The sequence below is a fragment of the Pseudomonas sp. QTF5 genome (genome assembly GCF_000512695.2).
GTDB lineage: Bacteria > Pseudomonadota > Gammaproteobacteria > Pseudomonadales > Pseudomonadaceae > Aquipseudomonas.
Map to the genome: position 1 here is coordinate 1 of NZ_AZRW02000067.1, position 11,983 is coordinate 11,983.

An 11,983-nucleotide genomic window follows, 5' to 3' on the forward strand; every position below is an offset into this window, starting at 1 on the left:
AAATGAAGGCCTGCCTGACGGCAGGCCGTTACCGGCCCGCACACAAAAAATCTGACACTCTCCAATGTTCTTATGATGCAACCTCTAATTCCTTTTGTGCTTTCTACTCCCTCGAACGGATGTGGCAAGTTTTGAGCACTGACTTACACTGCGATACACCCAATGCGAACGAATGACTGTTCAACGGATCGGTAGATCCCACGGCAATCCAGGCATCACGTGATAATCAAGCCAACATGAAAACGGTCACGACCCTTTTTACCTGTCTGCTCGCTGCCAGCGTGTGTGCGGCGACGAGTACCTGTGCAAATGCTGCGTCCCCTTCGCCCATCTTCCAGACCAGCTTCGACTGCGCCACGGCAAAGGCATCCGTCGAAAAGCTGATCTGTCGCGACCCACAACTGATGCAGATGGATATCGAACTGACGCGTCTTTATCGGCTGGCGCTCACGGATGAACATTCAGTACCGCGTCCCGACAAAGTCATGATCGACCAGCAGTTCTGGGCCGAGGCCCGCGAGCAGTGCGCCTCCGAGCCTGCGCCCAAGGCGTGCGCGATCCGAAGTTATGCCGAGCGCGCGCACCAGCTACGCCAAGGCTCGGCCATTGCGAGAACCAAGGATCCAGACAGACTCACCGAAGGCCCCCTGGCTTTTCGGTGTACAGGGCTTAACGCGCTGATGGCCGCCACCTTCTTTAACACCCAGCCTGGTGTCGTGTACCTGAAATGGGCGAACACCTCGATCACCCTGAGCCAGGTGCAGAATGATTCGGGAACCCAATACACTGGCAAGGATTCCCTGGGGAGCTACAGCTTCTGGCAAGACGGCAACGTGGTGCTTTTCCAGAAACCAGGCTCAGGGGAAATGAGTTGTACGGCCGAGCCGATCGGCTGAGACCGTCTCTCACGTACTCGGCGATTTATGCCACGGATAGCCTTTGGCACTGAGATCAAAGGCGTATTTGAACAAGCGCTTCATGTACTCGCCATCGAATTTATGGAGGCGAGAAATGCGGAAGTCGGAGCCGATGTACGCTAGATTGAAGTCCGCCCCATCCTGCTGGGCAATTCGGTAAATCCGATCCAGATCGCTGATCCCCTGATTCTGGATCAATGCGCTGATGGCTCGACCGCCGATGTTCAAGGTTCGGCGCTTCGTTCCGGACCATTGCAGTTCCAGTTTGCCGTTGCGAATGACATAGAAATGCCGTTCACGACGCAAACGCGCCCCGGGCACTTGGTTCAGCGCCATCACGGTGCCGGGTGGGTAAAGGAACACCTGCGTAAGGACACCTCCGTCCACGTGCATTTCCTGAAACGGGTGACCGTTAACGTCCACATCAATCATGACGGGTGAGACGGCACCGGGAATACTCATCGACGCAACCATGATGTTGCGAAACAGCTCGAGCGCTCCCGGTGCCTGACTGGAGGCAATAGCGCCCATGTTCCAGGTGACCGGGCGCCCTGAATCAAGGTCGGTTGTACCGATCATCAGGAGCCGTCCTTTGGCGTATTCCGCCGCGATCGCCGCAAGAATCTCGGCAGTGATGTGCTGTGCAATGAGCCGCGACAGTGGCTTGCTGTGCGCCATACCATCGCTGGTCAGACGGGTCAGCATATTGCGCGCATGGAAAATGTCTTTTGGACCGACTGCATTGCAGATACGCACAATGACATCGTCGTACTGGGGCCCCAGGTAGGCAAACGGGGCGACCAGGGCGCCAGCGCTAATGCCGGTGACGACTTTGAACACAGGTCGAGTCCCATGCCGGGTCCATCCCGCAATGATGCCCCCCGCGAATGTGCCGGCGTCACCGCCGCCCGAAACGGCCAGCATATTTGCCCGCGGCAGGATGTCGTTCGGTAGCCCTGCGCTGGCGAGCGCCTCAGCCTCTCGAAGGTTGGCCTGGCTCACATCCCGAATGAATGGAGTCAGGTCCTGGTCCAGCCAGTAACGAGCATTTGGAATGTCCGGGATCAGCGCTTTTTCGGTTAACGTTGGCGGCACCGCATCACGGCGTTGCAGGCACGCTTGACGCAACATGTTCAGGGTTGAGGCGCTAGGTCTGAGCTGGAATGGTTTCAACACGCCTCCTCCGGCCCCTGCAATTGGCAAAGCCCGTCACGCACACTCGACACACCCATGACCTGTGCAGTCAGCGAGTGGCCTGAACATCTTTCATGCTAGCGCAAGCAAAGGCAGTCCTAACGTTGGTGGGACGTCCGGTCTGTCCTGCGGCTGATCCTCCACCCATTGGCTGGACGTTTCAGAACGCCCGTTTACTGCTTTGTCCGCCCCGCAATGGCGATACGACTGGTCGTTTTGACTTCACGCAACGCAAGACTTGACTGGATAGAGGCGATACCGAGTTGTCGCCTCAATACGCTCTCGACAAAGTCACTGTAGCTATCAAGATCCTGAGCCAACACTTGCAGAAGGTAATCGGCATCCCCGGTTATCTTGTGACAAGACAAGACCTCCGGGAGCTGCATGATGACGGCTTCAAAGGCCTCGGGGGTGTGGTCGGTGTGCGTGGAAAAGCGAATATGCACGAACGCCATGATGTCCAGCCCTAGCTTGCGCCGGTCCAGGTTTGCCTGGTAATCCTTGATCACTCCCTCCTCTTCCAGTCTCTTGCGCCGCCTCCAGCATGGGGTAAGGCTTAACGACAGGCGTTCACTCAACTCGGCGTTGGAAATGCTGGCGTCCTCCTGCAACAAGGCAAGGATGGAAAGGTCGGTATCGTCAAGCAAGGCGCGATGAGTATTTTTTTTCTGCATGGTGCCATCCACGGGAAAATAATCCCGATTAAGCTAGCAGAGCGAGAACAAAAAGCAAAGAAAGTGCATCCGCACCAGAACAAACTATTGGCACTGGACCACCATGACGGATGCGTATAAATGCTTACAGTTTTCAGCGATTCCCATCGCTTGCACCATGGGACCGAATTAAAGGATGGCGTTCTCAAACCTTCTTTCGAACAGCCAAGCCGAGCGGATACCGTTCGCGACCGAGTCCAGCACGTTGGGCTCGGCGATATCATCGTCCCGCGAACGTTTGACCGGGCGTGCTACGTCAATACACACAGTGAGCGCTATGTCTCCTTTCTGGAAACCGCATGGTCCGAATGGACGGCAACCGGCCGGGAGCATGACGCCCTTCCCCTGGTCTGGCCGGTGCGCGACTTGTCCAATGAACACGTCCCCGCGTTCATTGATGGCAAGCTCGGTTTCTTTGCCATGGATGCCGGTTCGCCGATCACCGCGACCACCTGGGAAGCCGTCAAAACCAGCGCGGACATTGCACTCACTGGACTGTCGTTGATCAACGAAGGCCAAAACAGCGCCTTTGCCCTGTGTCGTCCGCCCGGACACCATGCTGCTCGTGAATACATGGGAGGCTACTGTTACCTGAATAACGCGGCCATCGCCGCGCAACATGCACTGACTCAAGGTGCTAAACGTGTCGCGGTGCTGGACGTCGATTTCCATCATGGCAACGGCACACAGAACATTTTCTACGATCGCAACGATGTGATGTTTGCCTCCCTTCATGGAGATCCGTCGGTTTCCTATCCTTATTACTCGGGTTTCAGTAGCGAGTGTGGAGCAGGTGCCGGTGACGGTTATAACCTGAACTACCCGTTGCCGAAAAACACCACCTGGCATAGTTATCAAAACGCCCTGATCCACGCCTGCAAAAAACTTCGTCACTTCTCGCCTGAACTCTTAGTGATTTCCTTGGGCGTCGATACGTTCAAGGACGATCCGATCAGCCACTTTCTTCTGGAAAGCCAGGATTTCTTTGGCATGGGTGAAATCATCGCCACAGTCGGCGCACCGACACTCTTCGTCATGGAAGGGGGCTATATGGTCGATGAAATCGGCATTAATGCGGTCAATGTACTTCATGGGTATGAGAGCAAACAATTCTAAGTTTCGGTGACCGAGACAACCTTCATGGACTTACAACTAAGAGATAAACATAGATGACTCTATTCATAGACGTTGATCACGCCGCCACGCTTTTTGGCAAGATTGGAATCGGTCAGGCCATCACGCAAATGGCCAACTACATCAAGGCTGATTATTGCCGCTGGGCTGACTTTGATAAATCCCCACGCACCGCCAATCACTCCATTTGCGGGGTGATCGAACTGATGCCGACTGACGATGGAAAACAGTATTCATTCAAATACGTAAACGGCCATCCAGGAAATGCCAGCAACAACTTGCTGACCGTCATGGCCTTTGGTGTATTGGCGAACGTCGATAGCGGATACCCCGCCGTTCTCAGCGAACTCACCCTGACCACCGCGGTTCGCACAGCGGCAACGTCCGCCCTGGTAGCCCAGTCGTTGGCACGCAAGGGTTCGACACGCATGGCCATTATTGGAAATGGCGCCCAGAGCGAATTCCAGGCCATTGCCTTTTATGAAATGCTCGGGATCAACGAGGTGCGGATATTTGATATCGACAGCGCCGCTTCATTGAAATTGAAACAAAACCTGGAAAGCTATACCGGCATCAATGTCACCGTAGCCTCCTCGGTGCATGAAGCCGTCAAAGGCGTTGATATCATCACCACCGTCACGGCGGACAAGGCCTACGCGACAATTTTGACGCCCGACATGATCGAGCCTGGCATGCATATCAACGCGGTTGGCGGTGATTGTCCCGGGAAAACCGAACTTCATGCCGATATCCTGCGCAACGCCCGGATCATTGTCGAGTTTGAACCGCAGACGCGCATTGAAGGCGACATTCAGCAACTGGATGCTGACCATCCTGTCATCGAATATTTCCGCATCGTTCGGGATAACGAACCAGGCCGGGAAAATGACACGCAAGTCACGGTGTTCGACTCGGTGGGATTCGCCCTTGAAGACTTTTCTTCACTTCGTTACTTGCATGACCAGGCTAGAAAATACGCGATCGGCGAGAAAATCCATCTTGTACCCACGCCTGTCAACATAAAGAACCTGTATCAATTAATTGAGGAAAACTCTGATTTCTCATCAGCATCGCCCCCGCAAAAACAGCAGCTAGCAGCAAGCTAAGACAGACGATAGCTCGCTATCAAGTCAGGTGGCGAGCCACGAACACCTTACTGATTAACCGATATTGCAAGCGTTTGAACCACCGTCCTGATCCATAGGGCGCAATGGCGAACTTACAACAATAAAACACACACTATTTCTCTGCCAAAACTCAAAAAACATAAAATCAAGAGGTTTTGTGATGAAATCAGATACGCATGAAATAACTGAACAACCCGCATTGCAGCGCACGCTCAGCAATCGCCACATTCAACTAATGGCCATGGGCGGCGCCATTGGTACGGGGCTGTTCATGGGCTCCGGCAAGATCATCGCCCTGTCCGGTACCTCGATCATACTTATCTATATGATCATCGGTCTTTTTGTTTACTTCGTCATGCGTGCCATGGGAGAGCTGCTTTTATCTAACCTGAACTTCAAAAGCTTTGCTGACTTTGCCGGGACCTACCTCGGCCCTCGTGCGGCCTTCTTTCTCGGATGGTCATACTGGTTGAGCTGGAGCGTGGCCGTAGTGGGAGATGCCGTGGTCGTCGGGGGCTTCTTTCAATACTGGTTTCCTGATGTACCGGCCTGGATTCCCGCAATCGGCATGATGCTGACGCTATTCGCCTTGAATGTGCTCACCGTCAAACTGTTCGGCGAGGTTGAATTCTGGTTCGCGATCATCAAGATAATCGCCGTCGTCGCGCTGATCTCCGTCAGTGTGCTGCTGATCGCCAGCTCCTTCGTCTCACCCACGGGAGTCACGGCTTCCCTGACGCACCTGCTGGACAAGCAAGCCGCGTTCCCCAACGGCCTGTTCGGCTTCTTCGCCGGCTTTCAGATGGCGATCTTTTCGTTCGCGGGCACGGAATTAATCGGTACCGCGGCCGCCGAAACCAAGTCGCCCGAAAAGACGTTGCCCAAAGCCATCAATTCCATACCGCTGCGGATCATCCTTTTTTATGTTCTGTCCCTGGTCTGCATCATCGCGGTGACCTCATGGCAGCAGGTATCGCCCAACAAAAGTCCCTTCGTCGAACTGTTCCTGATCGCGGGTTTTCCAGCGGCGGCCGGCATTGTGAACTTTGTGGTGCTGACCTCTGCGGCGTCATCCGCCAACAGCGGCGTCTTCTCGTCCAGCCGCATGTTGTTCGGCCTGGCTGACCTTGGCAGTGCACCCGGTATCTTCAGACGGTTGTCGAAAAACAGTGTTCCGCTCATCAGCCTGGCCTTCACGACCTTTCTGATGCTGCTGGGGGTGCTGCTGCTGTTTATCATCCCTGAGGTCATGACCGCCTTTACCATCGTGTCGACGGTGTCGGCCATCCTGGTGATCTTTACCTGGTCGACCATCCTGGCGTCCTACATCGCTTATCGCAAAGCAAGACCCGATCTTCATGCGCAATCTCGGTACAAAATGCCCGGAGGCGTGCCGATGGCGTGGTTCTCCCTCGCATTTCTCGCATTTGTGCTGTGCCTGCTTGCTCTTCGGCCAGACACCCGCCTTGCACTGTGCGTGATGCCTGCATGGTTCATTTGGCTGGCAATCGCCTACCAACTCTCGCATTTCAGAAGCAGGAACAAGGCCAGCCAAAGCGGCGGGGTCACTTCTCAAAGAATGATCCATTGCCCACCAAAACCTGCACGCAAAAAAAGTCCCGCGACCGAATGAGGTGCGGGACAAAAAATGGGTTGGTTGCGGCCAACCAAAGGAGCATTTTCAAAAGCCGTTACGGGTTACAGGCATTCCTGCGCGGCACGTTCGAAACTCGAAGGCATGAAACTCGACGCCAGCAAGTGGCGCTCATACAAAAATACCTTGCCGCCGTTCGGCGCCTTGTAGGCTTCGAGAACGTTGTCTGCCGCGACTTTGCTCGGCACCACGATCCGGTAGCTGCGCTGGGTTTGCGAGACCGTCGGGTTCAGGGCATTGCCCTGCAACTTCGGCACCACGCAGTCGGCGTACTCGGCAGGCGTTTTTTTCGTCTGAAAGGTCAGCGTCGGATCGTTCGGTGCGGAGGCGCAACCGGCTAGCAGCAAGGAGGCGAAAGCCATGACAGGAACAAATAAAAGGCGCATCGGTGAAGTCCTGAAATAAAAAATCTGGTTCGTTGAGCAACGTCTTCGATGGAGGCGATTTTCCACCTTTGCCCGACAAAGCAGAACTGGCGTTCCTTGATTGTCACTATTACTTGAACCGATAGTTGCGCCGCGCTATCGCAAAACCAAGCCCCGCCAGAAGCGGGGCTTGACGTATTTCACACGGCATCAGGGTTTACGCCCACCGCCGGGAGTTTGCCCTCCTCCTTTTTTGTCTGCGTCAGCCATTTTATCTTTCTCTCTGTCTTCGACAAAGTTGCCTTGGCGCCCTGCTCCCTGTCCGCTGCCGGGACGATTGGTATCGCTGGATTGACGTCCCCCAGAGGCCTGTCCACCTTTTTTGCCGGCTTCGGAGGCACGTTGCGGATCGTTCATCATCCCGCCGCCCGACTGCCCGCCTTTTTTGCCAGCTTCGGAGGCTTTATCAGGGTCGTTGGCAAAATTGCCAGGTTTTTTGTCACCGGTGTTAGCCATTTTCGTTCTCCTCATTGTTTCTCGCGAACCTTCGTCGGCTCGTCTAATTCCGAGGATTTCTGTCATTGAAAGTTTGAACTGATGCGCATTCTTGCGACCAACGGATTGGGGTTATTAGTTCCAGAAAACTCCTGCGGCGGCGACTAATGGTGTGAATCAAACGAGTATAAAAACGGGTTCGCTTATACAAATTGATGAAAGAAAAGAGCGTTGAGGTCTGGCATCATTCAAGCAGGTACGCTTAATCATCAGCTCTCTAATTTATCCCGTATGGAGGTACGTCGATGACAGAGCACATCGTCCACTTTCATTGCCAGATTGATCAGGGCACCATGGAGCGCTTCAGAGACTGCTGCCTCGACGCCATCGATCAGGGCGCCTCATCCCTACTGCTGAATCTTTCCACCAGCGGCGGCAGCACCAACTTTGGCTTCGCCCTCTATACCTTCCTTAAATCCCTGCCAATACCGCTGTGCGCGATCAATGCCGGCAACATCGAGTCGATGGGCATCATCATGTTCCTGGCCGCCGGCCGACGGATCACCGCGCCCCATTCGCGGTTTCTGATTCACCCAATGAATTGGTACTTCCCCCAAAGCTCGGTCGACCATCAACGCCTGCGCGAATACCTCTTGAGCCTGGATAACGACCTCGCGCGTTACGTGCAAATCTTTGCTCTGGAAACTGCCAACGCAGAGACCAAACTGGACATTTTTCATTGCCTTTCAGCGGAAGAGAAAGTAATCGCGGCGCATGAATCCCTGGCCTACGGCATCGCCCACGAAATGCATCAGATGGTGTTTGCCGATAATGTCAAACACTGGAAAGTCAGTGGCGGTTGAGGCGGCCTTGAGTTTTTCGGTCCGATGAGTCAGATACCTGCAATGGGATGGATCTCCAACGTCATTCCGTCACTCAGCGTGAGTTTCAAATCCTTGATAGTGCCGGCCACACGGTCCTTGAAAACCGGCTCGCCCTCGGGATCAAGGTCATCGTAGATAAAGCGGTTGCCCTCGAGCCAGCCGATGGCCGTTTGCAGTTCGGGGATGAGGTAATACTTGCCGTCCAGAAAAAAACCGGCAAACGGTTCTACCCTTTCCCGGTTCTCGATTTCGTAACGCACACCTGGGGTCATGCCTGTGGATTCATCAATCATGATGCGCACCTCGTCATGGTGTCTGATCTTGGAGTCCTGCCTGTTTCAAGGGTGTCGACAAACCGGGCTCGACGGGACGTCTGTGCATCAGACCTCCCGTCTTGCCCTGATACCTGTCAAGAAGTTCCCAGCCCACGCGACAGGTCGGCTGAGGTTTCGGACGCGGTCTTGCGCATCTCGCCCGTTTCTCCAGCGATTGCCTCGTGGGACTCTGTGGTTTCCATCACCTTTTCGCGCACCGCCTCATAGCCCTCCCGTGCTTGCTGTTTGACCTTGCCGGTGAGGCTTGCGCTGGTCCTGCCCAGATAGCGGCGCTCCGTCGCCGTGGTGGGTAGCGCCGCGCCCAATAGCGCTCCCACCGCTATACCGACCGCAGCCATCATCAGTGGTTGCTCCTTGAGCAGATGACTGAACTGGTCACCCATTTCATGAGTCCTGCGCGCCAGGCGATCACTGGTGTCATGGACGGCGTGACTGAGGTGATCGGTCTTCGCATGCAGGCTGTCGCTCAGGTGCGCGGCCTTACCCTTGACCGCCTGATAGCTGTCCTTGATCGAATCGGTGGTGTTGTGCAGACGCTGTCGGGCGCTGTCCATGCCATCGGTGAGCCCTTCGGCCAAGTCATCGGCCCAATCGACATCCGGCTCGACGGAATATTCCCTGGGCGTTGGCGGACGATTCTGGCTCATCATCAACCACATCAGCCCGACCGAGGTCAGCACCGCGGGCACGGGGTTGTTGCGCACACTGGTGCCCAGATTGGTCAGGAAGGTCGAGCCGTTGCTTTGCATCATCAGCAGCGCCTGATCGAACATCTGGCCAGGGGTGAACTTGCTTTCCAGCGCGTCGACGATATGCCCGATGTTCTCCCGTTGCGCATCGATTTCACGCTCGATGGTTTCCGGGCTCTTGGCCGCTTCGGTTTCGAATTCTCGGTTCATGATACTTTCCTCCGCAGGGCTTCCTGGTCTTTGTTCAATGCGTCCAGGGTGCGTTCAGGCTTGAAGTGGGAAGGCTCGAATTGTTTTTTGCCTGCCTGCAGCATCACGAACCCGATGACCATCACCACGACGCCGACAATCAGCGCGGCCAGCCAGGGCGCCATCACCAGGCTCAAGGCATAGACGACTGCCATCAGCAGAATGATGAACCCGGCGAGCAGCACGATGGCGCCACCGGCGACCCCGGCAATCCCTGCTTTCAATGTCGTCAGGCTGGCCTGCAATTCCACCTTGGCCAACGCCAGCTCCTTGGTGAATAACGCCGGTACTTCCCGAGTTAACTGCCGCAATAAACCAACCACGGAAGCGTCATGATCAGCCGTCGTGACAGACGGTGTGACGGGTGGTGTGGGTTGCAGTTCTGGATCATTTCTGTTCATCACCGTTCTCCTGAGAAGGGGCTGGAACCCGGCATTGAGGAACTATCGCCACGATGGTCGGGCGCGCTCGGCGAGGACGGCGTGATGCCAGTGGCCAACCCGGGCGACAACTCGTCCCCGGGAGGCATCGAGGTTTCATAAGTTCCTTGCGAGCCATCGCCACTGAACGCGGTGGTGCTGCTCTGGCCAGCGAACTCACGGTCGGTCGTTGTTGGCATCGTGTTCGTGCCAGCTTTCAGAAACCGCGACAGACCGAACCCCACCGCGATGCTGCCGACAATGAACAACCCCGGATTGTCGCGTGCCAGGTCAGCGCCATCGTGCAAAAGCTCTTCGGCACTTTTGCTGCGCAGTTTTCCGGCCAGGCTGCTCATGCTGTCGGCCATGTCCGCCAGGTAGTCGGACATCCCGAACGTATCGTTCGTCCTGATCTCGGAAACGACCGATTGGGCGCCTCTGGCCAATGCTTCAATTTGATCCGCTGCGGTATCGCGGTATTGGCCGAACTGCTCATCGGCCTGATGCCGCGCACCGCCTATCGCTTCGGTAACCTCCTCCTTTAAATGCTGAAAGTTTTGTTCGGAGCCTGCGGAATCCCGAGGGGCATCCGGTTGTCCGGTACTGCTGTCTGGAATAGTCATGTCATCCATCGCCTTCGTAATGAACACGTCAGGAAGTGGCCGCGGTGTGCCCGCGGTGGTGCTTCATTGCAGATGACGAGGGTGTCTGGCGGGGAGTTCCAAGCAGATGATGAAGTGATAAAAAGCGCACCGGTGGTACTCGCGAGAGCGGAGCCTGTGGGAGCGGGCTTGCTCGCGAAGACGGCGGCACATTCAACATTGATGTCGCCTGATACATCGCTTTCGCGAGCAAGCCCGCTCCCACAGGATTGCGTTTCATTGACTGGCTGGATGCGTCTCGCAACAAAAACCTGCTAAGTTGTACGATGACAGACGATACGCCTATCTCTCGTCTGTCATTTCCATAACAAAAAGGAAAAAATACCCATGAAAAAAACGAAATTGCTTGTAGGATTTTTGTGCCTCTTCAGCGGCTATGCGATGGCAGCCCCTTCATCGGGTGAGAAGGATGTCGCCGTGGCCGTAGACCATCTGACGCAAGCCATGCTGCACAAGAATATTCCCCAACTGAACGCACTCACCGCTGAAAACCTCACCTACGGGCATTCCAGCGGGAAAATCCAGGACAAGAAAGCGTTTATCGCCGACATCGAAACCGGCAAAAGCGCTTTCAAGACACTCGAAATGCAAGGCCAGACCATCACGCTGTCGGGTGATGTGGCTTTGGTCCGTCATCATTTTTCGGCACAAGCCATCAGGGGTGAAGAGATCGTTCCGACGGAAATCGAGAACTTCCAGATATGGCAGAAACAGAAAGGCAAATGGCTACTGGTAGGACGACAAGCGTTCCGCTTCTGATTTTTTGCTTGGCAAGGCAGTCGATAGGCGTTGGCAGCCCCAAAAGATCGCAGCCTGCGGCAGCTCCGGATGTGGCGAGGGGGCTAGCCCCGTTCGGCTGCGCAGCAGTCGTAAAATAAGCGTCCGCCGTGTACCTGAAGCAAATGCGGTGTCAGCTTTGGGGCTGCTTCGCAACCCAACGGGGGCAAGCCCCCTCGCCACAGGGTTTTGTTTGCAAGATGAGGGTGTGTCAGGCGATTGCAATGCTGGATGTACTGGCCTCTTCGCGAGCAAGCCCGCTCCCACACTGGATTTTCTGTGAACACATTATTTGTGCACGCCAGCGATCAAATAATGAAATGGCTACCCCCGCCGCCCCCTGCGATCGCCCACTAAGCTTTCGCAGGG

At 55.4% G+C, this 11,983-nt stretch carries 13 protein-coding genes and 1 pseudogene; 6 read left to right on the forward strand and 8 right to left on the reverse strand.

The window, feature by feature from the left end; genetic code table 11:
• The first annotated feature begins 236 nt into the window (after positions 1–236).
• Positions 237–896, forward strand: coding sequence for an MliC family protein (locus tag IC37_RS28165; protein WP_030129347.1), 660 nt, complete (start codon positions 237–239; stop codon positions 894–896).
• Positions 897–905: 9 nt separating this feature from the next.
• Here IC37_RS28165 and IC37_RS28170 read toward each other — a convergent pair whose 3' ends face one another.
• Both IC37_RS28170 and IC37_RS28175 read right to left on the reverse strand, forming a co-directional pair.
• Positions 906–2,090, reverse strand: a complete 1,185-nt coding sequence (locus tag IC37_RS28170) for a patatin-like phospholipase family protein (RefSeq protein WP_030129346.1) — start codon at positions 2,088–2,090, stop codon at positions 906–908.
• Positions 2,091–2,284: 194 nt separating this feature from the next.
• Positions 2,285–2,785, reverse strand: coding sequence for an Lrp/AsnC family transcriptional regulator (locus tag IC37_RS28175; protein ID WP_030129345.1), 501 nt, complete (start codon positions 2,783–2,785; stop codon positions 2,285–2,287).
• Positions 2,786–2,905: 120 nt separating this feature from the next.
• Here IC37_RS28175 and IC37_RS28180 point away from each other — a divergent pair, with 120 nt between their 5' ends.
• The 3 genes from IC37_RS28180 (at position 2,906) to IC37_RS28190 (ending at position 6,718) form a co-directional block, all read left to right on the forward strand.
• A complete protein-coding gene (locus IC37_RS28180; protein WP_030129344.1) occupies positions 2,906–3,940 on the forward strand; it encodes a histone deacetylase family protein in 1,035 nt (344 codons plus the stop codon).
• Positions 3,941–3,993: 53 nt separating this feature from the next.
• Positions 3,994–5,064 (forward strand): ornithine cyclodeaminase, encoded by a 1,071-nt coding sequence (locus IC37_RS28185; RefSeq protein WP_030129343.1) that lies wholly within the window; start codon positions 3,994–3,996, stop codon positions 5,062–5,064.
• A gap of 181 nt (positions 5,065–5,245) precedes the next feature.
• A complete protein-coding gene (locus tag IC37_RS28190) occupies positions 5,246–6,718 on the forward strand; it encodes an amino acid permease (RefSeq protein ID WP_256580804.1) in 1,473 nt (490 codons plus the stop codon).
• A gap of 65 nt (positions 6,719–6,783) precedes the next feature.
• Here the strand turns inward: IC37_RS28190 and IC37_RS28195 are convergent, their stop codons facing one another.
• Together IC37_RS28195 and IC37_RS30770 are read right to left on the reverse strand one after the other, a co-directional pair.
• A complete protein-coding gene (locus IC37_RS28195; RefSeq protein WP_030129341.1) occupies positions 6,784–7,125 on the reverse strand; it encodes a hypothetical protein in 342 nt (113 codons plus the stop codon).
• A gap of 336 nt (positions 7,126–7,461) precedes the next feature.
• Positions 7,462–7,620, reverse strand: a pseudogene (locus tag IC37_RS30770) (general stress protein); the annotation flags it as partial.
• Between the two features lie 284 nt (positions 7,621–7,904).
• Here IC37_RS30770 and IC37_RS28205 point away from each other — a divergent pair.
• A complete protein-coding gene (locus tag IC37_RS28205) occupies positions 7,905–8,462 on the forward strand; it encodes an ATP-dependent Clp protease proteolytic subunit (protein ID WP_030129339.1) in 558 nt (185 codons plus the stop codon).
• Positions 8,463–8,491: 29 nt separating this feature from the next.
• Here the strand turns inward: IC37_RS28205 and IC37_RS28210 are convergent, their stop codons facing one another.
• The 4 genes from IC37_RS28210 to IC37_RS28225 all read right to left on the reverse strand — a co-directional run bounded on the left by IC37_RS28210 (position 8,492) and on the right by IC37_RS28225 (position 10,798).
• Positions 8,492–8,776 carry a hypothetical protein gene (locus IC37_RS28210; RefSeq protein WP_030129338.1) on the reverse strand — a complete coding sequence of 95 codons (285 nt, stop codon included), beginning with the start codon at positions 8,774–8,776 and terminating at the stop codon, positions 8,492–8,494.
• Between the two features lie 116 nt (positions 8,777–8,892).
• Entirely contained in the window at positions 8,893–9,717 is an 825-nt protein-coding gene (locus tag IC37_RS28215; RefSeq protein WP_030129337.1) for a DUF3618 domain-containing protein, read from the reverse strand.
• Complete coding sequence (locus tag IC37_RS28220; RefSeq protein WP_030129336.1) at positions 9,714–10,157, reverse strand: phage holin family protein; 444 nt, start codon at positions 10,155–10,157, stop codon at positions 9,714–9,716. The genes IC37_RS28215 and IC37_RS28220 overlap by 4 nt, the downstream gene beginning before the upstream one ends.
• On the reverse strand, positions 10,157–10,798 hold the full coding sequence (locus tag IC37_RS28225) for a hypothetical protein (RefSeq protein ID WP_030129335.1): 642 nt from the start codon (positions 10,796–10,798) through the stop codon (positions 10,157–10,159). Before IC37_RS28225 ends, IC37_RS28220 begins: the two co-directional genes overlap by 1 nt.
• A gap of 366 nt (positions 10,799–11,164) precedes the next feature.
• On the opposite strand from IC37_RS28225, the gene IC37_RS28235 reads away from it, so the two are divergent.
• Positions 11,165–11,596, forward strand: a complete 432-nt coding sequence (locus IC37_RS28235; RefSeq protein ID WP_030129334.1) for a nuclear transport factor 2 family protein — start codon at positions 11,165–11,167, stop codon at positions 11,594–11,596.
• The last annotated feature ends 387 nt before the right edge of the window (positions 11,597–11,983 follow it).